Genomic DNA, 20,356 nt, shown 5'->3' on the forward strand with positions numbered 1-20,356 from the left:
GTCACATCTGTGCGAGGTAGATGTCCGCGTCCCCGCGCACGCTCTTGCGGATGCTCAGCGTCGCGGGGTGGTCCGCGCCCATGGCCTCCCGGTACATGTCCTCCACCTCGATGAACTCCGGGTCGACGTCCTCGCCCTGGGCCCTGCGGTCCACGAGCAGGTTGCGCCGGGCCAGGAGGGTCAGCGGGTGCCTCGCCCCCAGTTCCCTGGTGCACGCGGCCAGGGCCTCCTCGTCCAGCTCCCGGGCCCCCGCCACGTCCCCGGTGAGGAAGTGGTCGTTGGCCAGGTTGACCAGGCAGGAGAGGGCGCTGGGGTGGTGCCCGCCGATCCGCTCCCGGAACAGTGCCAGGGCCCCCTCGTCCAGCTCGCGCGCCTCGGCGACCCTGCCGAGGCGGCGCAGGATGATCGCCTGGTTGATGTTCGCGGCCCCGACGTAGGGGTGCTGGTCGCCCAGCAGCTTGACGTAGCGCTCACCGGTGGTCTGCGCCAGCTCCAGTGCCTCGTCGTGCTGGTCGACCGCGCTCAGGGACATCGAGTGCACGAGCGCCGCGTACATGGTGTCGTTGCTGTCCGCGCCCTGCTTGATCCGGAAGCGCTGCCAGGCCTGCTCCGAGAGGGCGAACGCCTCCCTGTGCCTGCCGATCCGCCGCCGCATGACGGCCAGCGTCCGCACGTTGCTCAGCACCCCGGGGTCGTCCTCGCCGAGCAGGCTGGTGACCCGCTCGACCTGGTTGGTCTGGATCGCCTCCGCCTCCCGGTACAGGCCCCGCTCCATCAGGGCCTCCGCGTACCCGTTGTTGGTGCCGAGGGTGCGCCCGTGGTCGGGGCCGAAGACGATCTCCAGCCGGGTCAGGGTGTCGCGGTACTGCTCGGCCGAAGCCGCCGGGTCACCGCTGAGGAGCAGGTTGAAGGCGCGGAAGTGGGCGGTGAGCAGGGTGTGCGGATCGTCCTCCCCGAAGAGGCGCACCCGGCGGTGGTAGGCGTCGGCGGCGGCGGCGAGCGAGTCCCGGAACCTGCCGACGAACCGCAGGCTGCGGATGTGCTCGATCTCCGCCTCCAGGGTCTCCGGGTCCTCCGGGTTCTGCTGCTCGCGCAGCGTGGCCAGGGTGGTCTCCCCCAGTTCGAGGGCCTCCGCCAGGTGGCCCTGGCCCCGCATCGCCACGGCGACCTGGACCGCCATCCCGAGGGTGGAGGGGTGCTCCTCCCCCAGGTGCTGCTTCCACCACGCCCACGCGGTGTCGCCCAGGCGGCGGGCGTCCTCGAACTCCTGGCGCAGCAGGGCGATCCGGCACATCTGGACCACGACTGCGCGGACCCACGGGTCCGCGCAGTCCCAGGCCTCGGACGCCCACACGTGCGGCAGCAGGTCGGTGAAGCGGCTGGAGTCGTTCGTGACGTCCTGGAGGTCGCTGCGGCCCAGCAGCTGGTGGGCGCAGTGGCGCATCTCCTCCCGCTCCGCCTCGTCCATGGGCGCCTGGACCGCCCGCTGCACGAGCCGGTGCAGGGAGACCGTGTTGCGCTGGTGGTCGATGTGGGCGAGGCTGTTGCGCCCGATGTCCCGGATGGCCATGCCGAGTTTGGCCGGGTCCTCCAGCGCCGTCCTCAGCTCCGCCGGGCCCTCGATGCCCCGCGCGTGGTTGAAGAGGGTGCGGGGGATGGGCGCCGTCGCCATGAACGAGCAGAGCTGGAGCAGCTGGAGCGCGGCCGGGTTGGTCATGGCCAGCCGGTCCAGGGACACGTTCCACGCGGCGGCGACCGCCACCGGGTACGTCCCGTCCGGGCGCAGCAGCGCGAGCATCTCCTCGCTCTTGTCCGCGAACTGGCGCAGGTACTCCTCGGTGGCCATGCCGCTCTCGTGCAGCCACACCGCCGCCTGGTTGAGCGCCAGGGGCAGGTCGCCCAGCTCGCGCGCCAGGGCGTCCGCCTCGTCGTCGGTGAGCGTCGCCGGACCGCGCCGTTTGAGGAGTTCGATGCTCTCCTTGCGCTCGAACTCCCGGACGGAGAGGAAGGCGTCACCCCCCGCCACGGTCCAGCTGTTGTCCCGAGAAGTGATGATCACGTGCCCCTCGCCCCCGACAGGAAGATACTGTTCCAGTTCGGCCCGGGCCTGCGCGTTGTCGTAGACGAGAAGCCAGCGCTGGAAGAGCCCGCCCTGGTGGAGCGCCGCGAGCACGTCCTCCACGACGTGCCCGCTGCCGGCGCCGACGCTGTCCAGCCTCAGGCGGGACGCCAGCACGGAGAAGCTCTCGCGCAGCTGGTTGCCGTGGGCGGAGGGGATCCAGACGATGAGATCGTATTCGGAGGCGTACCTGTGCAGGTACTCCTTCGCGAGCTCGGTCTTGCCCACCCCGGACATCCCGTTCAGCGCGGTGATGACCTGGCGCTGCCCCGTGAGGAGCTGTGCCCTCAGCGCGGAGAGCAGCTCCTCGCGCCCCGTGAAGGCGCTGTTCTTACGGGGGACCTGCACCCAGACAGCACTCAGCGGCCGACCGCTGGTGGACGATCTGCCCGCGCGGCCGCTGTGAATGTCGCCAGAATCGTTCATTCTATCCCCAATTGACGGGTTTGTAGACATAAGCGGCTTTTCACCCGACCGATCAGAAAAGGGTGCGGTATTCCGTGTCTTCCGGTTATCGCTCTTACTCGTTTGCGCAGATCCGGGAACCTTGGTCAATCCTAAACCAGACGAGGACGGGGGCCAGTTTTCCGGCACAGAATGATCCCGGTATCCGTTTCGCCCGGCCGCTTCGGCATATTCCCTGATCGGTGCCGAATAACGGCGTACGAGGGCCGCGCTCTCCACCGCGGGGAGCATGGACCGCACCCACGAGCGCGACGCCCCCGTGTTCGTCGGGGAGACCACGTGCTCGCCGCGGAGCATCCTCGCGAGGTCGCCGAACCAGGGGTCCACCCTCAGCAGGCGCTCCGCCGCCAGGCCCAGCATCCGGCGGATGTCGGACACCCGCCCTCCCCGGGCGAGGAGGGCCTTGCGGACCCCGTCGCGGAAGTCCCACCGGACCGCCCCGCGCTCGGCCGCGTCCCCCATCCGGACGAGCCCGCTGAAGAAGACCTCGGTCAGCTCGGACGGCGACGCCCGGCCCATCACGTCCTCGCACACGGCCTCCACGAGGCCCGGGTCCAGCGGGACGGCGGCCAGGGCCACGGCGAGGTCGAACGCCTCGGGGGTCGCCGCCCGCTGGAAGCGGCCCACCTCCCGGTCGGGGTCGAAATCCCCGTCGGCCCCGGCGTCGGGCGCCAGCACCGGCCCCGGCCGCCCGGGGAACTCGGCGGTGTGCGTCCACAGCCGCGCGCGACCGCGGGCCATCACGAACGACGCCCAGTCGTGGAGCGCGGACGGCTTCAGCGGGAGCACCGGGACCAGCGTCCCGGCCGCGGGCTCGTCCTCGTCCGCGACCAGGTCGGCGAGCGTCCGCTCGCGCACGTACCGGGTGTTCGGCGCCCCGGCGGCGGCGGGCCAGGACGTGCCCAGCTCCGCGGGTACGGTGGCGATGGCGCCACGCCTCCACAGCCGGGGGCTCAGGAGGTGCAGGATCGCCAGTGCGCCCTCTCCGGCCGCGCCCGCCACCCACTCCTGGAATTCCCGGTCCCGCCAGGCCCCGCCGAGTCCGTCGGTGAGGATCAGGGTGACGTGCGCGCCGGTCGCCCGGCGTCCGCCGAGCCCGCGGCCCCGCCCGTTCGCGTCCCTCAGCTCCGGCGGCCCGGCCCGCTCGGAGTCGAAGTGCAGCGCGCGCACCGTCCGGAAGACGCCGCTGTCCCGGAGGAGCCCGGCGAACTCGCCCGCCGGACCGCGCTGGAAGAGCATGGTGACGCCCTCGTCGAGCAGGAGGGTCAGGTCCACCGCCCTCTCGTCGCGTGCCCGGAGCACGGGCACGACGGGGACGCCGGCGCTCGCGCGCTCGCCGTCCGTCCAGTGGAGGCTGTCCAGCAGCGCGCGGGCGTACGCGCGCGCGGTGCCCTCCGGGTCGACCCGGTCGGGCTCGCCCCGGGGCGCCTTGAGGTTGAACGGGGACAGGGCCGCGACGAACTCCTGCCGCCGTTCCAGGACGGGCTGGACGAACCCCGGCGACTCGGCCCCCTCCTCGGAGGGGGCCTGCTCCCGCCCGGAAGGGGCGTCCGGTGTCGGCACGCGCCCGTCCGGGGCCGCCGGGCGGTCCGCGCCGGTCGCGGGTGCGGGCTCCCGGGGCCGGCCCGCGACGGGGTCCCCGACCCGCTCCGGGACCGTGCCGGGAGGCCACGGGGACGGCGCCGGCCCGAAGTCGTGGCCCGTGTCGGCCACGAGCTCCTCCCGGCCCTCCCCGAGGCGGTGCGCCCGCCGGGCCCGGCGGGCGCTCGCGTCCCACAGGGCCGCCAGGTGGATCGCGTCCGCCAGGTCGGTCGCGGTGAGCCCCGGCCCCCGGTGCGTGGACCCTTCCGCGTCGCCTGTCACCCGGGGTCGGTCGCTCCCCGGTCCACGCCCCGAACTCATCCCGGGCTTTCCGTGAGCCGGTGCCAGAGGAGCTCCGAGAGCTCCCGCACCTGATCCCCCCCGGGTCCGGCCTGGTCGGGGCCGAGCGCGCCCACCAGGTGCACGGCGTTGAGCAGCTGGTCGATGGCGAGTTCGTGCCCGCTGCCGCTCCTCTCCAGGAACTCCGTCACCAGCGGGCGCGCCCCGGAGGGCAGGTCGCCCCCGAAGTGCCCCGCCACGGCGGCCAGCAGCTCCTGCTCGTCCGGGAGGCCCATCCGGACCGGGATGCACCGCCGCATGAAGGCGGGGGAGAGGTCGCGTCCGCTGTTGCAGGTGAGCACGGTGATGGGGAAGGCGGAGCAGAGCACCTCTCCGTGCGCGACCGGCACGGTGCGTCCGGGGTCGTCGGTGGCCACCTCGATCGTCGGCGCCACCCCCGCCAGCCTGGCCAGCTCGGGGATGCGGTAGCCGCCGTTCTCGAACAGGTCGAGCAGGTCTCCGGGGAGGTCGAAGTCGCCCAGGTCGAAGTCGTCGATCAGCAGGACGCGGGGCGCCCTCGTCGGCAGGAACGCGGTGCCCAGGGGGCCCAGGGCGAGGTAGCGGCTGATCGACTCCGCGCTGCTGCGCAGGTGCGCGTCGCCGTCCCCCGCGTAGCGCCGGTCCGGGGCCTGCCCGGTGGCCCGCCGGTGGGCGTTCTCCAGGTTGAGGTCGTGGATCTGGGTGAGCGGGTCGTAGGAGTACAGGCCGTCCCCGACCGTGCTCCTGCTGGTCACCGCCCAGCGCAGCGTCCTGCCCAGGTTGAGCTCGCGGGCGATCTGGTGGGCCAGGCTGGACTTGCCCACCCCGGGCGGCCCCGTGACCAGGAGCGGCCTGCGCAGGTGGATCGCCGCGTTGACCTTGTCCAGGAGGTGCTTGCGGTGGGGGCCGAGCGGGACCGTGCCGGGGCGCGGGTGCTGCGGGCCGAGGTGCCGCGCGCTCTCCGCCGTCGCGACGGCGTCCTCCCCCGGCTCCGCCGGCTCACCGGGTTCCCCCGGGGGAGCCGACGGTTCGTAGAAGGGGGACGTCGAACCGGAGTTCAACGCCCCGCCGTAGGTACGCCACTGCGGAGGCGGGGGTAACCGCGTCGCGAGGTCCAGATGCGCGCGCGGCTGACCAGTGCCGTGGAAGACCCACCACTCCGGTACGGAGTCGGTCGGCCCGGGTCCGGCGTGTGCGGTCATGGCGAGCCCTTCGAGCCTCGGTCAACGGGGGGTGGTGCGGATACTGCTGGCGGTCAGCGGAGGGGGGTCCGGGAGGACCGGCAGGGAATCGTGGTAGAAGACGGCGACCTCGAAGCTTTCTTCGATGTACCCGCTATCGTCCGGCGAAACGCCCCCTGAGCGGGACTTGTGGAGCACCTGGGGGATCGACTGGAGTTTCTCTGATGACACCGTCACCTCTCGTCCCGTCTTTCCCAGATTCAGCCACGGACCGATTCCCCGACCGTTGTCGGCGGAACGCCACACCACAACCGGAACTCCGAACCTGAGCGCGGACCGGACCGACTGGTGGCAGTCGTCCAAATGGGAGGGTACCGAGAGAATGGCTATTCTATCGTCCGGGAGCCGATCCTCCAATGGTTCCCGGTAGGTCCGGCCGCTCAGCCGCTCCTTGGTCTGCGCCTCGTGGGCCGTGTCCAGGTGCACCCCCGAACCGCACCTCAGCAGGGCCGCCCACCGTCGGCCCAGTGCCCTCCTCCCCGCGTCGTAGTCGCGCCGCGAGGGGTCCTCCAGCTCCGCCGCCCGGTAGACCACCTCCGCGCGGGCCCCGAGCGGCGGCGCCCCGGCCGCTCCCCCCGCCTCCTGCCACCGGTCGGCCTCCAGCTCCCGCAGCAGGTCCAGCTCCGCGACCAGCTCCACCCGCATCCTCCCCCGGTGGTGCTCCCTGCGGTGGTCCACCTCCACGAGGCCGAGCAGGACGCCGACGCTGTCGGCGATCCTGTCCGGGGTGACGCCCTTGCGGGTGCCCGAGTCGCAGAAGTCGGGCCGGTCCCCGCCGTGCTCCCTGAGCACCGTCCAGTACCGCAGGTCGTGGCGGTCGCGCTCCTCGCCCCTCTCGACGTGGACGACGAGGCGGGCCGGCACGTCCTCCCCGGCGTCCGGCCCCGGCGGCGCCCCGGGGGCCTCGGGGGCGCTCCCCCCGCCCCAGCCCTCCAGCAGCGCCGCGCAGCGCAGCGCGCCCCGGGCGCCCAGGATCGCGCAGAACTCGACCAGCGCGGACTCCCCCTCCCGGCCGGGGATCTCGGCCAGGGCCACGAACGTGTGCCACGCACGGTCGGACGGCGTGCGGTCGATGGGCCGCGCCCCCCGGACGCGGTCGGCGATCTCCCGGAAGTCCGCGGCGTCGTACAGGACCAGCTCCTCCCGGACGGTGTCGACCTGCTGCCGGGTGGCCTCGGGTATGGCCTGGCTGACCTGGGCCCACTCCTCCTCCCTCACCAGGGGCTCGGCGATCAGGGCCGCCGTCCGCCAGCTCCGGCTGTCGTCGGACCAGTAGCCGATCCACCGCATGAGGACGCCGAGCAGCCGGCTCTCGCGGCAGCGGCCGACCAGGGCGTCGGTGAAGACCACGGGCACGGCGTTCCGGTTGATCCCGGAGCGGACCCGGGGGAGCTTGCCCAGCAGCAGCTCGTGGTATTCGGGGGACGTGACGCAGGTGACCGAGCACAGGGCCTTGGCCAGCCGGGCGTAGTCGGCCTCGTCCACCCGGGGAGGGACGGGGCCCTCCAGCGGCTGGTCCTCTATCCCGGCCGCACGGCTCACCCGTCCCGCCCCGTCAGGAGCGGCGCCGCGGCCTCGCGGACGCGGAGCATGCCGGCGCTCCCCTCCTCCCTCTCGTCGAGGAGGTCGAGCACGGCGCCGAGGAGTCGGTACTCCTCGTGGGCGAGGGAGACCAGCTGGGAGGCGAAGACCGTCAGGTCCTGGTCCGCGCGGAGTCTGCGGCGCAGCCTCGGGTCGAGGGCCGTGTAGAGGTCGAACCTCAGGTCGGGGGAGAGCAGGGTGCGCAGGTCGGTCATGGCGCGCGCGGTGCGCGCGACGGCGGTCGCGGTGTCCGGGCCCGCCCCCCAGACCCGGGGGACCCGGTCGAGGGGGATCATCCAGCCGGCCCTGCCGTTGGCGGCCGCCTCGCAGACGATGCCCAGGAGCCCGTCGCCCGTCCCCTCCCGGACACCGCTGCCGCTGAAGCCCGGCAGGACGGCGAAGCCCGTGGCGGAGTCGACGTCGATCTGCGTGTAGCCGAAACGGCTGCCGCTGTCGCCGGTGATCCGTCCGGTCACCCAACGTCCGGTCTCGGCGTTGGGGAAGCCCAGGACGCGTACCCGGTCCCCGACGCGGTGGCGGGCGGTCGCGGCGGGCGGCCCCGGGGCGGTGCGGTCGAGGCGGAGCACGGCCGCGTCCCAGGGCGCCTCCCCCTCCCACCACCACCCGTCGGCGAGGACGGTGCCGACGGACTCCCATCCGGGGAGTCCGCGCGGCGCGTCCAGGCGCACCTCGCTGCCGGGGCCCGCCGAGGGCCCGACGGCCTCGACGACGACGTGGGCACAGGTGAGGGCGTACTCCGGCGCGACCAGTACCGCCGCTCCGTGGAGGGCGGTGCCGTCCCGGTCGGTGACGCGGAGCTGCCAGTCAGGGGTGTCGGGTCGGTTGGACAGGAGGGACACGGTGCTCCCGTTCGGCACAGGGGGTCGGGTCACGGAGGACGGACCCGGTGACGCGACCCCGCTGTCAACGTGGATTGTGTTTGGTTTTTTTATTCTACCGATCGAACCCGAAACGCCACGAGGATAGGACAGAAACTCGATATTGTGCGAACTAATGTCTGTTTTGTGAAAGGTGTTAAGTAAGTTAAAAGTATTTTCTGGCGGCCGGGCCGCCCGCCTCCGGCAGCGGGCGACCGGGCACCCCGGTCAGGAGGCCGGCAGTGATTCCGATGTCCGTCGGCGCGGGGCGCGGCCCCACGGCATGACGCGGTCCAGGGAGTAGCGCCCGCCCGCGAACCCGAGGGCGACGGCGGTGACGGCGAGGACCACCAGGTACTCGTAGCCGCCGATGAACGCGTCACCGAGGTGGGCGAAGTAGTAGGCGCTTCCCATCATGAAGGCCAGGAGGAGTCCGGCGAGGGGCAGGGCGAACCCGACGGCGAGCGCCAGCCCGGCGCCCATCTCGATTCCCGCGCCCAGAAGGGCGGAGAACTGGGGAAAGGGAATTCCCAGGGAGGCGAACCCCTGGGCGGTGCCCTCGAGGTCGGCGGCCTTCGGCCAGCCGTGGGCGATGAAGACGACACCGACGACCGCTCTCGCGAGGAGGGTGGTGGTGTCGCTGATTCTGGAGACGACTGTTTTCTCGTTCACGGGTGATTCCTGTTCTGTGAGCGGGTATCCCAGAGGAGATCGCGGCCCGAGTCCAACACTTGAGACCGCAACCTTTTTCTGGGAAGCCAGATGATAGTACGCATCCGCCCGAACACATAGAGTGTCTCCCCGCGTTTTTCCCTCCCGCGCCGTAACCCCCGGTCAGGACAGGTCACAGAACCCGGTTCAGTCCCGGTCCCCGGCCCCTCCGGACCCCGGGCACCGCGGCTCCCGCCCCTCGGGGTCCAGCTCGCCGAGCATCACCTCGGAGATCTCGCGGAGCTGGTCGACCTGCTCCCTCGTCAGGGAGTCGAACAGGACCCGGCGCACCTCGCGCACGTGGCCGGGCGCCGCCTCCCGCAGTACCTTGAGCCCGCGCGGCGTGAGCTCGGCGATCGTGGTCCGCCTGTCCCCCAGCCGCTTGAACCGGTGGATCAGGCCGTCCTCCTCCAGCCGGGCGGCGGCGTGCGAGAGCCGGCTGGGCGACGACCTCAGCAGCCCGGCCAGCTCGGTCATCGTCAGCGCGCCCCCCGGGGCCTCGGACAGCATCGCCAGGGCCTGGTAGTACGCGTGGGGGAGCCCCGAGTCCCTTCTGAGCTGCCGGTCCAGGGAGCCCTCCAACAGGTGGACGGCGGCCAGGAAGGTCCGCCAGGTCCGCTGCTCGCCCTCGTCTAGCCACCTCGTGTCGGCCATCAGGCCCGTGCCCCCCGGAATACTTGAGAGTTCAATTGTGTTCTGGTCAAAATCCGATCTCCCAGTCACAGGAGGACCCCATGGCACCGCGGCCCACGCGCATGCCGACCCTGTACCTCAGCCATGGGGCGCCGCCGCTGGCCGACGACGCCCGGTGGACCCGGGAGCTGGCCGACTGGTCCGGTGGCCTCGCCCGGCCGGAGGCGATCCTCGTGGTCTCGGCGCACTGGGAGGACGCTCCGCTCACCGTCGGCGCGACGGCGGACGGAGTCCCTCTGACCTACGACTTCTGGGGCTTCCCGCAACGCTACTACGGTGTCACCTATCCCGCCCCGGGAGCGCCGGCCCTCGCCGCGAGGGTGCGCGACCTCGTCACCGGTCCGGTCGGGACCCTCCACCAGGACCCGGGGCGCGGACTCGACCACGGCGCCTACGTGCCCCTCCGGGAGATGTACCCCGAGGCGGACGTCCCGGTCCTCCAGGTGTCCATGCCGACCCTCGACCCGGCACGGCTCCTCGCCCTGGGGCGCCGCCTGGCCCCGCTGCGCGACGAGGGCGTCCTCATCGTCGGCAGCGGGTTCACGACGCACAACCTGCGCGAGATGTCCCGGCAGGCGCACGGCGACGCCCCCTCCTGGTCGGTGGAGTTCGACGACTGGGTGAACCGGGCGGTGGCCGACCACGACGTCGACTCCCTGCTCGACTTCGGGCACAAGGCCCCGGCCGCCGCGATCGCCCACCCGCGCAGCGACCACTTCGCGCCGCTGTTCGTGGCCCTGGGCGCGGGCCTGGACGGGCACCGGAGCTCGCGGTCCACCGTGGACGGCTTCTGGCACGGCCTGGCCAAGCGCTCCTTCCAGTTCGACTAGCGGGCCGACCGCACCCGTTCCCGGTGCGGCGGGGATCCGGCCCGGACGGCCCCGTGCTCATGGACGGCTCCGGCGCCCCGACGGGCCGTGGGCACGAGATCGCGGCGGAGGCGGCGGGGCCGCGGACCGCTCCGGGCGCCGGCCGGGAAACGGCCGGCCGAACGTCGGCGGCTCCTGGCAGACTTCCCCCCATGACCGACGCACACGGCCCCGCGGACGCCCGGTCCGTGCGGGAGCTCATCGACGCCACGGGGCGGGCCCGGTACCTCTGCTTCTGGGGCCACCGGCCTCCGGCCGGCGGGGGCGTCTCCGCGAGCTGCCTCTCCCAGTGGTGGGCCGCCGACTTCACGGTGGACGGGGTCCTCTACCCGACCGCCGAGCACTACATGATGGCCGGGAAGGCGCGCCTGTTCGGCGACGCCGGGGCGGAGGCGCGGATCGTCGCCGCGGGGCACCCGCGCGACGCCAAGGCGATCGGCCGCGAGGTCCGCGGCTTCGACCAGGAGGCGTGGGAGGCGGCCCGGTTCGGCATCGTGGTCGAGGGCAACCTCGCCAAGTTCGGCCAGAACCCGGACCTGGGGGCCTACCTGCTCGGCACGGGCTCCCGCGTGCTGGTGGAGGCCAGCCCCCGCGACCGCGTGTGGGGCATCGGGCTCGGCGCCCGGCACGACCACGCCGAGCAGCCCGAGCACTGGCGGGGCCTCAACCTGCTGGGCTTCGCGCTCATGGAGGCGCGCGCCCGCCTCGCCGCCGCCTGAGTCCCGCCCACCCGCGGGGACCGCGGCGTCCCGGGGACCGCACGTGCCCCGGCCGGACCGGGCGGGCGGTTCGTCACCGGCACGGTGATCGGCGTGGACGGGGGCGTCAACGCCCGACCCGGGCCCCGGGCGGGACCGGCGGGGTCACCCCTCGGTGATCCGGGAGACGTGGTCGGCGACCACCCGCGCGCCGACGGAGTCCGCCAGCGGCGTGTACCCCGCCCCTTCGGCGATCCGCGCGCCCTCGTCCCCGAGGGCGTAGGCCCAGAAGTCGCGCAGGACGGAACCGGTTCCCTCCGGGTGGCCGCACTCGTAGGCGAACACGTGGTTCACCCGCATGATCGGGTAGGCGCTGTCCCCTTGGACCGCGTCGAGGGAGAAGTCCGTCCCGTCCAGGTCGATCTGCTCGGTGGCGGCCCTGGTCGTCTCCGGGGTGAGGTCGACCTCGACGCCCCGGTCGCTGCGCAGCGGCATCACGTCCAGGCCGTGCTCCTCGGCGTAGGACGCGTTGACGAACCCGAGCGCGCCCGGGGTGGCCGCCACCTCGGCGTGCACTCCCTCGTCCCCGGACGCGGCGACCACTCCGGGGCCCCACCGGGTGTCGTCCCCGACGTTGTCCGCTCCCCAGGATCCCCCGTCGGCGGCCAGGTAGCGGCTGAAGACGTGCGCCGTGGAGGCCTCGCTCTCGTGGCGGACGGGGACGATCTCCAGGTCCGGGAGCCCGAGGTCCTCGGCCCCGTCGAGGTCGGAGTAGGCGGTCACGGCGCCCGAGTAGATGTCCGCCAGTTCCGTCCGGTGCAGCGCGAGGCCGTCGAGGCCCTCGGCGTCGTACACCAGGGCGATGCCCCCCGCCAGCACCGGGAACTGCACGACGGGGCAGCCCCTGGCCTCCGCCGCCTCCGCGACCTGGCTCTCGGTGAGCGCGTTCTCGGAGGCCCCGAAGTCCACCTCGCCGCGCACGAACGCGTCGGCGCCCGCCCCGGAGCCGGTCGCCTCGTAGGAGATCCGCGTGTCGGGCTGCCGCTCAGCCGTGTACGAGGCCGACCACGCCTCGACCGCCGAGGAGAGGAACGTGGAGCCGGCGCCGTTCACCGTGCCCGCCAGGGTGCCCGGTTCCGCGGTCTCCACCGACGGGCCGGGGTCGGGGGCGGGCGGGTCCGGATCGCCGCCCTCCAGGGCGTTGACCAGCCCGATGCCGCCCACGGCCGCCACCGCGAGCGCCCCGGCGGCGATCACCACGGGGGCCCGGCGGAACCGCCTCCGCGGTGGCGGGGCGGCTCCCGCGCCGGCGCGCCCGGGCCCGCCGCCCGCCGGTCCGCCCCCGGGGCCGACGACGGCGGGGGGAGGCGGGGCGAAGGCGTTCGGCGCGGTCCGGGGCGCCGGGGCTCCCCGGGCCGCGCCGCCGGCCCAGTGGGCGCGGATCAGCCCGTCCACGATGGTGGTGTCGTCCGCCCCCGCCGCGGCCTCCGGGTCCGCCGCCGCGACGCGGTGCAGCAGTTCCCCGGCCGACGGCCTGGACGCGGGGTCCTTGTCGAGCGCGCGGGTGACCGGCTCCTCCAGCTCCGGGGGGAGCCCTTCCAGGTCCGGGTCCTCGCGCAGGATGCGGTACATCAGGGTCTCGGCGCCGCCGTCCCCGAAGGGAGGCCGCCCGGTGGCCGTGTAGGCGACCATCGCGCCCCACGCGAACACGTCGGCCTCGGGGCCGCTGGTGCCCCGGTAGCGCTCCGGGCTCATCCAGGCTGGCGAGCCCACGAGCCCGCCGGTCCGCGTGAGGGCGGTGGCGTCGGCCGCCCTGGCGATGCCGAAGTCCAGCACCTTGGGACCGTCGGGGGCGAGGATGACGTTGGCGGGCTTGAGGTCCCGGTGCACGACCCCGGCCGCGTGGATGGCGGCGATCGCCTCGGCCATCCCGGCCGCGACCACCCTCGCCTGGTGCGGCGCGAGCGCCCCGCCCTGCCGCACCCGCGCGCCCAGGGTGGGTCCGGGGAGGTAGGGGGTGGCGTACCAGGGGAGTTCGGCACGGGTGTCGTGGGCGAGCACGGGGGCGATGCAGCGGGCCCGCACCCGGTGCATCAGGGCGACCTCGCTGGCGAACCTGGAGCGGAACTCGGGCTCTCCGGCGTACTCGGGGCGTACGACCTTGACCGCCGCCCACCGCCCGTCCGGGCCCACGGCGCCGTAGACCACGCCCATGCCTCCCGCACCGAGCCTGCCGTGCACGGCGAACGGCGGGATCACGCGGGGGTCGGAGCTCTGGAGGGGCGTGAGGTTCGGCGGCGGGGGTGGGTGGGCCATGGCGGTCCTCGGGTCGGAAGCGTTGCACGGGGCACCCTGGGGAGAGGGGTCCTGTCCGTTGGACGACCGCAGAGCGTGAACCGTTCGCCTCGGCTCGCTACTGTTTCCCTCTGGTCGCGTCAATCACACGAATCACAGCAATATAGACCGATATACACGGTGGTTTCCGAATCACCTCCGCCGCTCACCCGCGGATCACCCGGATTTCACCGCCCGTCACCCCGTTTTCGGCTCCCGCCCCCACCCGGAGGAGTAGAGTCCGAGGACACGGAAGGCACGGTGCACCGGCACCCGCACCCGTTCCCCGGAGCACTCCGGGTCTCGGCACTCTCGCCGCCACCCTTCAGGCACACCCTCGCGGTCGACGACCACTCTCGTCCCGCCGCACGCACCGGGAAACCGATCCCCCTGCCGTTCGAGGCGGCACGCACGTTCCGGGGACGCACCGTCCTTCCTCCCAGGACGAACCAGACCCCAGGGACTTCCCATGGCCTACTACCGCATCCAGTTGAGCAACGGCTCCTCCCACACCCTCCAGGCGGTGCGCATGCGCACCGACGCGCGCAGCCTCTACCTGGAGGAGCGCACCGCGGGGGCGTGGACCGAGGTGTTCGCGAACCCCCTCACGGACGTGGAGCGCGTCCAGCGCCGCTTCACCGAGAACGACGGCACGTGGACGTGGCTGAACGAGCGCCTGCCCGCGCCCGTCGGCGGCGTCCGGTCCTGGTAGGACCGCTCCGCGGCGCCTCCGTCCCGGTCGCGCCACGGCCGCCCCGACCGCGCCACCGCCGGGACGGCACGCGACAGGATTCCGGGGCCGCCCCCGAACCGGGGGCGGCCCCGAACCGGGCCCCGGCCGGCCCGCCCGGCGCGGCTCGGTGCGGCCCGTCCCCGCCCCCGACCCCCGGAGTGCCCGGTACGCCCCGGAAGGCCTGTGTAGTCTCGGTTGGGGCACAGCGAGGGAGACGGCGATGGACGGTCAGACCGGCTCCGGCGGAATCCGTCGGACCGCGGATTCCGCACTCCCCCACCGTGCCCCGGGCGGTTCCCCTCCCGCACGCTCCCGCGAGCGGCGCCCGTCGCCCGGCGGCTCCCTGCTGACGGCCGTCCTGCTCCCCCTCCTCCCGGCCGTGCTCCTCCTCGCCGTCGCCTCGGTGGCCTTCCCGGCCCACGGACTCCTCTCGCCGGCCCCGGACGGAGGGGCCGCGCCGCCGCTCTCCCTGCCGGCGGAGCCGTCCGCGGGCCTCGTGGTCCTCGCCGGTCTCACCCTGGCCGCCCTCGTGGTCGGCCTCCCGGTGTCCGTGCACGCGGGGCTGCTCGTCGGCGGCGGCGCCGTGCTCGGGCAGGACGTCGGTGCGCCCGCGGCCTGGTCCCGCGCCCTGCGCCGCGTCCCGGGGACCCTGGCCCTCCTCCTTCCGTCGGCCGCGTCCTGGGCCGGGCCGTTCTGGGGTCTGCGCCGACTCGCGTCGGAAGGCGTGTGGTCCGCGCCGGCCGCCGCCGCGACGGCGGCCGGGATCGCCGTGACGGCCCTCCTCCTGGCGGCGCTCCCCCTCCACGTGCTGGCCGACCTGTCCCCGGGACGGGCCCTGGCCGAGACCTGGCGGACCGTCCGCGCCCGGAGCACCGCCCGGCTGACCGCGCCGGTCCGCGCCGCCCTCCCCCGTCCCCGCCCCGGCGACGCCCACGGCATCCCGGCCGCGGTGCCCGCCCTCGTCTGCGTGCTGGCGCTCCTCCCGCTCGCCGCCCCGGGACTGCTCCGTCCGGAGCCGGCGCCCCCCGGGGCGGCACCTTCCGCCGCCCTCACGGCGTCGGCGGAGAACCGGACGACGGTGCAGATCGAGGACGAGGACGGCACCGCCCACCTGTTCGAGGTCGGTCCCGGGGGGCTGCGCGAGGCCGGCTGCGGTCCCGGGTGCACCGTCGGTCCCGCCGAGCCGGGCCGCGAGGCGCACGTCGACGCGGACGGGTCGCACGCACGGGTCGGCGGCCGGGTCGTGGCCGCCTACTGGCGCACGGACCCCGACCACGGCCCCTCCACGCTCTACCTGCGGGTGTGCGACACCGGGAGCCCGTGCCCCGACGACGCGGAGGCCGCCGCACCGGCCGCCGCCCCGGGGACGCCGGCCGGCTCACGCGTCGAGGTGCTCCGGGACGGGAGCGCGCGGGTGTTCGGCTGCGCCGAACCGTGCGCGGCCGACGCCGCGGACCGGGCGGACAAGGCGCCCGGGCCCGAGCGGCCGGACCCGGCGGCGGTCCGGTCCGCGCACCGCGCCGGGGCCGTCACCGTCGAGGTCAGCGGACCGGAGACCCTGCGCCTGGTCATGCTGGCCTGCGATCCCTCCGGCGCCGGGACCGACTGCGGCGCGGAGGTCTGAGGGCCCGGGGCCGCTCCGGTCCGGGCGGGGATGCGCGTTGAGGGGCTGTCCGAAACCGTTGCCGGTGTGACGTGGGAGCCCCTGCCCCCACCGGTCCCGTACCGCCGGACCCGGTGGGGGGCCGTCCGACGCGGGTGCGCAGGGCCGGAGCCCTGGGCCCCGCCGTGTCCTTCCATGAGGAAAGCCGCGCCGCGACGCGGCGGGGGCCGTCCTACCCTGTGGTGTACGTCTCTTGGGCGGGAACCTTACTTAATGTTTATTAAGCAAAGGGAGGAAGCGAGATCTCGATACCGTGGGCGACGGGCCCGCCCCCGGCCACGGGCCCGGAGTACCCGCCGGGTACAACGAAGTGGAGAGCAGGAATGAGCGAGACGACCCCCGCACCGGACACCCGGTCCCCCGGCGGCCCCGAGGCCCCGACTCCGCGGAAGCGGGTGAACCGGCGGGAGCAGATCCTGCGCACCGCCGCCGACGTCTTCGCGGCCCGGGGGTTCAACAACACCTCGCTCGCCGACATCGCCGCGATGCTCGACATCACCCCGGCCGGGGTCCTGCACCACTTCGGCTCCAAGACCGACCTGCTCACCGCCGTCCTGGAACTGCGGGACGACACCGAGCCGGCTCCCGGGGGCAGCCGGATGCTCGACCACCTGGTGACCACCGCGGAGCGCAACGCGGCCCGCCCGGGGACCACGCAGCTGTACGCCGTCCTCTCGGCGGAGAGCGCCACCGACCGGCATCCCGCCCAGGCGTGGTTCCGGGACCGCTACACGGTGCTGCGCGGCGAGATCTGCGACGCCGTCCTGGACAGGCTCGGGCCCGAGCACCGGGAGGCCGCGTCCACCCCCGGCCCCGACGGGCGCACCCCTGCCGGAGCCGCCGCCGCCGCGGTCATCGCCGTCATGGACGGCCTCCAGGTGCAGTGGCTCCTGGACCCGGAGGCCGTGGACATGGCCTCCGTGACCGCGCTGGTGATAGACGCCCTCGTCGCCCGGCTGTCCCAGGAGGACTGACCCGCACCGGGACGGCCCGGAACGCGACGAGGGGGCGCCGGGAACCAGGTGGTTCCCGGCGCCCCCTCGGACGTGCGGCGGCTACTGCTCGCCGTGCACGGAGCCCGGGGTGCCGGAGCCGTCGGTGATCTGGGCCTCGCCGGTGGCGCTGCTCTCCAGCCACTCGTCCCAGGACTTCTGCCAGACGCCCCAGCCGTTGTCCCACTCCTTCTCACGGTCGGTGCCCGTGGTGTCGAGGACGTCGCCCATCAGGGTGTTCTCGAAGAACCACAGCGCGTCGTCCATGCGCAGGTTGGTGCAGCCGTTGGAGGTGTTGGCCGAGCCGATGTTGCCGTTGTAGGACGCCTCGTGCACGAACTCGCCGCTGTGCGAGGTGCGGACCGCGTACTGCACGTCGACCTTGTAGGAGCCCGGGGAGTCCGCCGGGATGCCCACGGTCGCGGAGTCCATCGTCAGGCTCTCGTAGCGCTCCATCAGCACGTGGGTGCCGCTGCTCGTGGTGTCGAAGTGCCGGCTCTCCTTGCCGTTGCTCACCTCGATGACGCGCTCCTGCTCGCCGTCCACGGTGATGACCATCTCGTGGTCGGGCACGTGCATGGTGGCGATCAGCTCGCGGCCGATCTCGAAGTCGATCCGGTGGTTGCGCACCCCGTAGACGCCCTCGGACGCCTCGACGCCCGCGAGGCGGAGGTCGACGCTGACCTGCTGGTAGGGGTCCCAGTACTCCTCGGGGCGGAACTGCGCGGTCTTGTCGTTGACCCAGTTCCAGGCGCCCGCGACCTCCTGCTCGGAGACGACCTCCATGGAGTTCTCGACCTGGGCCTTGTTGGTCACCGGCAGGTCGAAGTTGATGACGATCGGCATGCCGACCCCGACGGTGTCACCGGAGCTGGGGAAGTTGGACTCCAGTTCCAGGCGCTGACCGGCCACCGCGTCCAGGGTGGTGAACTCCTGGACCAGCTCGGTCGTCTCACCGGCGTCGTTCTCGGCGGTGGCCGTGACCACGATCTCCGAGCCGGGGCGCAGGTTCCAGTCGCTGACCCACTCGGTCCCCTCCTCGTTGAGGGTTCCGGTCATGGCGTAGAGGTCGGGGTCCTCCTCGCCCTCGTCCGCGGCGGCCTCGTTCATGACGACCTGCTCCACCGCGACGTCGGTGATGACGCCGTTCTCGGCGGTCACCGTGACGGGGGAGTTGGGCGCGACCTCCTGGGCGCCGTCCTCCGGCGTGATCACCAGCTCGGCCGCTTCCGCGCCGTCGGCGTCGGGGCTGTTGCCCTGCGTCTCCGCCTCGCCGGACGTACAGGCCGTGGCGACGAGCGCGAGCGCCGCCAGTCCGATGCCGAACCGACGCGTCACCGCCGCAGGGGTCTTGCCCGTCACGTCTGGACCTCCATGTCGTACCTCGAACGCCGTGTGCCTACTGCCACTAAGACGCACCAGCGGGGAAAAGGTTCTGAAAACCCGCACATCGGTATAGAGCGGTTACCACCGGCGCGGGGCGAGACGCCGGAACCGCCGACCATACACCCAGGGGGTACGCACCAGAAGCCCTCCATGTATGAGATTACGGCCATCTCCGAACCGCCCTGTACACCGGGATGCCCTCGGGGATAACATCTTGGCCGAACGCCCAGGTTTCTCTTCAGACGAAACCTGGTCGAACGAACAACTTTCTCCTGGAGGATGACATGCCGTGGTTCTGGTTGGTCGGTGCCATCGCCGCCGAGGTGACCGCCACCACCTCGCTCAAGCTCTCCGAGGGGTTCAGCCGACCGATCCCCTCGGTGGTCGTCGTGGTCGGCTACGTCGCCGCCTTCGCCATGCTCAGCCAGGCCCTCGCGCGGGGAATGGACCTGGGGGTGGCCTACGGTGTGTGGGCGGCGGCGGGCATCGCGCTGGTGGCGGTGATCGGAGCGCTCTTCCTCGGGGAGTCCCTCACCTGGGTCCAGGTGGGAGGCATCGCCCTGGTCATCGGAGGAGTGATGGCACTGGAGATGGGCGGCGCGCATTGACGGGGAGCAGCACCGTGGACGAGGGGACCACCGACGGCCGCAGGCTCAAGGGGATGCAGCGCCGTCGGCTGCTCCTCGACGCCACGATGCGGGTCGTGGAGCGCGAGGGCGTGGGCGCCGTCAGCCAGCGCCGCGTCGCCGCGGAGGCGGGGGTGCCGCCCAGCACCGTCACCTACTACTACGCGGCCGTCGACGACCTGCTCGTGGACGCCCTCACCAGGGTCAACGACACCTACGTGGAGGCCCTGGGAACCCTCCCCCGCGAGGCGGACGCGGCGCTGCGGGGGTTCGCCGAGCTGATCTCCTGCGCGGGGGCGGGGGGCGACCGGGCCTCGGTCGTCGCGGAGTACGAGCTGTTCCTGCTCGCGTCCCGGCGTCCCGCCCTGCGCCCGCAGATCGACCGCTGGAACCGCGCGGTGGACTCCTTCCTCGCGCCGTACCTCCCCGATCCGGACGACCGCGCAGCCGCCTCCGCGACCGTGGACGGCCTGTTCATGCGCTCCTGCACCGACCCGGAGCTGACCGCGGACGCCGTCCACCGGGTCCTCACCCGGCTCCTCTCCCTCCGCTCCTCGTGAGAGCCGCGTAGCGGGCGGGCGGGACCCCGATGACCGAGGTGAACTCCCTGGTCAGGTGCGACTGGTCGCTGAACCCCAGTTCGGCGGCCAGCACGCCCCAGTCGGGGGCGGCCCCCCGCCTCGCCCGCTCCGCCGCCTCGTAGAGCCGGTACCTGCGGATCACCGCCTTGGGCCCGAGTCCGACGTGGTCGGCGAACCTGCGCTGGAGCAGCCGCACACCGACCCCCTCGCGCTCGGCCAGGGCGGAGACGCCGACCACCGCCGGGTCCGCGGCCACCCGCTCGACGAGGTCGCGGGTGTCCTCCGCCGGGTGCCGGCCCGCGGGCAGCCTCCCGGCCAGGATCCGGTCCACCTCGGCCATGAGGGGGTGCGGGGCCCCGGGGAGCGCGTCCCCGGCGAACACCTCCGACACGGGCAGGGAGGCGTCGACGATCCCGCTCATCGGGCGGCCGAGGAGGGGCCGGAACCCGGCCGGACGGAACATGACCCCGAGCGCCCACCCCTCCCCCTCCAGGCGGCGCCGGGTGACCTTCGTGGCGGGGCCGTGCACCGCGGCCCCACCCGCGGTGAACACCACGTTGACCACAGGGTGGGCGAGGACCCGCTGGGTGTACGGCTCGTGCCCGGACAGGTTCCACGAGGCCACCCAGTAGCGGTCCACGAAGCGGGCGACCGGCGCGGAGGGCGCGTACCTGTCGAGCCGGAACCGGGTCAGCCCCGTCCCCGGGTCGATGATGCCCCGCGCGTCCCGCTCGACGGGCTCTGGTCTCACACGCACCAGGGTAGGTCCCCGCTCGGACGGTTCCCGGAGCGCCCGCGATCCGGACGGTGGTCCGGCGCCGCTCCGCTCCCCCGGAGGGGCCCGGCCGTGCGGTCCGCCCGGCCCTGTCGCGTTTCTTCAAGACCCC

Annotated in this window: 16 protein-coding genes; 7 read left to right on the forward strand and 9 right to left on the reverse strand. The window is 73.6% G+C overall.

What is annotated here, in order from left to right:
- Position 1: 1 nt before the first annotated feature.
- From fxsT to ABZ234_RS02165, 6 genes are all read right to left on the reverse strand, one after another.
- Positions 2-4,447, reverse strand: coding sequence for an FxSxx-COOH system tetratricopeptide repeat protein (fxsT, locus tag ABZ234_RS02140; protein ID WP_355010657.1), 4,446 nt, complete (start codon positions 4,445-4,447; stop codon positions 2-4).
- Positions 4,448-4,482: 35 nt separating this feature from the next.
- Positions 4,483-5,685 carry an AAA family ATPase gene (locus ABZ234_RS02145; RefSeq protein ID WP_267947046.1) on the reverse strand — a complete coding sequence of 401 codons (1,203 nt, stop codon included), beginning with the start codon at positions 5,683-5,685 and terminating at the stop codon, positions 4,483-4,485.
- A gap of 21 nt (positions 5,686-5,706) precedes the next feature.
- Entirely contained in the window at positions 5,707-7,266 is a 1,560-nt protein-coding gene (locus ABZ234_RS02150; protein WP_344176713.1) for a hypothetical protein, read from the reverse strand.
- The gene (locus tag ABZ234_RS02155; RefSeq protein WP_355010658.1) at positions 7,263-8,198 is read right to left on the reverse strand and encodes a serine protease; all 936 of its coding nucleotides are present in this window, start codon (positions 8,196-8,198) and stop codon (positions 7,263-7,265) included. Before ABZ234_RS02155 ends, ABZ234_RS02150 begins: the two co-directional genes overlap by 4 nt.
- A 213-nt stretch (positions 8,199-8,411) precedes the next feature.
- Entirely contained in the window at positions 8,412-8,855 is a 444-nt protein-coding gene (locus tag ABZ234_RS02160) for a DoxX family protein (RefSeq protein WP_267947049.1), read from the reverse strand.
- A gap of 186 nt (positions 8,856-9,041) precedes the next feature.
- The gene (locus ABZ234_RS02165; RefSeq protein ID WP_267947050.1) at positions 9,042-9,548 is read right to left on the reverse strand and encodes a MarR family transcriptional regulator; all 507 of its coding nucleotides are present in this window, start codon (positions 9,546-9,548) and stop codon (positions 9,042-9,044) included.
- Positions 9,549-9,628: 80 nt separating this feature from the next.
- On the opposite strand from ABZ234_RS02165, the gene ABZ234_RS02170 reads away from it, so the two are divergent.
- On the forward strand, positions 9,629-10,417 hold the full coding sequence (locus ABZ234_RS02170) for a class III extradiol ring-cleavage dioxygenase (RefSeq protein ID WP_355010659.1): 789 nt from the start codon (positions 9,629-9,631) through the stop codon (positions 10,415-10,417).
- 191 nt (positions 10,418-10,608) lie between these two features.
- Entirely contained in the window at positions 10,609-11,175 is a 567-nt protein-coding gene (locus tag ABZ234_RS02175) for an NADAR family protein (protein WP_344176705.1), read from the forward strand.
- Between the two features lie 144 nt (positions 11,176-11,319).
- Here ABZ234_RS02175 and ABZ234_RS02180 read toward each other — a convergent pair whose 3' ends face one another.
- Positions 11,320-13,470: a substrate-binding domain-containing protein gene (locus ABZ234_RS02180; protein ID WP_355010660.1), complete on the reverse strand. Its 2,151-nt coding sequence runs from the start codon at positions 13,468-13,470 to the stop codon at positions 11,320-11,322.
- 487 nt (positions 13,471-13,957) lie between these two features.
- Here ABZ234_RS02180 and ABZ234_RS02185 point away from each other — a divergent pair, with 487 nt between their 5' ends.
- The 3 genes from ABZ234_RS02185 to ABZ234_RS02195 all read left to right on the forward strand — a co-directional run bounded on the left by ABZ234_RS02185 (position 13,958) and on the right by ABZ234_RS02195 (position 16,858).
- Positions 13,958-14,200, forward strand: a complete 243-nt coding sequence (locus ABZ234_RS02185; RefSeq protein WP_330162601.1) for a hypothetical protein — start codon at positions 13,958-13,960, stop codon at positions 14,198-14,200.
- Between the two features lie 241 nt (positions 14,201-14,441).
- Complete coding sequence (locus ABZ234_RS02190) at positions 14,442-15,845, forward strand: hypothetical protein (RefSeq protein ID WP_355010661.1); 1,404 nt, start codon at positions 14,442-14,444, stop codon at positions 15,843-15,845.
- 362 nt (positions 15,846-16,207) lie between these two features.
- Positions 16,208-16,858: a helix-turn-helix domain-containing protein gene (locus ABZ234_RS02195; protein ID WP_355010662.1), complete on the forward strand. Its 651-nt coding sequence runs from the start codon at positions 16,208-16,210 to the stop codon at positions 16,856-16,858.
- An 81-nt stretch (positions 16,859-16,939) separates the two neighbouring features.
- On the opposite strand, the gene ABZ234_RS02200 is transcribed toward ABZ234_RS02195, so the two are convergent.
- Positions 16,940-18,238: an Ig-like domain-containing protein gene (locus tag ABZ234_RS02200; protein ID WP_344183555.1), complete on the reverse strand. Its 1,299-nt coding sequence runs from the start codon at positions 18,236-18,238 to the stop codon at positions 16,940-16,942.
- Between the two features lie 308 nt (positions 18,239-18,546).
- Between ABZ234_RS02200 and ABZ234_RS02205 the strand changes: the two genes are divergently transcribed.
- Both ABZ234_RS02205 and ABZ234_RS02210 read left to right on the forward strand, forming a co-directional pair.
- Entirely contained in the window at positions 18,547-18,870 is a 324-nt protein-coding gene (locus ABZ234_RS02205; RefSeq protein ID WP_355010663.1) for a multidrug efflux SMR transporter, read from the forward strand.
- 53 nt (positions 18,871-18,923) lie between these two features.
- Positions 18,924-19,448, forward strand: coding sequence for a TetR family transcriptional regulator (locus ABZ234_RS02210; protein WP_344183594.1), 525 nt, complete (start codon positions 18,924-18,926; stop codon positions 19,446-19,448).
- Here the strand turns inward: ABZ234_RS02210 and ABZ234_RS02215 are convergent.
- Entirely contained in the window at positions 19,417-20,220 is an 804-nt protein-coding gene (locus ABZ234_RS02215; RefSeq protein ID WP_355010664.1) for a DUF6597 domain-containing transcriptional factor, read from the reverse strand. The genes ABZ234_RS02210 and ABZ234_RS02215 overlap by 32 nt on opposite strands.
- Positions 20,221-20,356 lie beyond the last annotated feature (136 nt).

It is taken from the genome of Nocardiopsis sp. NPDC006198, assembly GCF_040613895.1.
GTDB lineage: Bacteria > Actinomycetota > Actinomycetes > Streptosporangiales > Streptosporangiaceae > Nocardiopsis > Nocardiopsis tropica.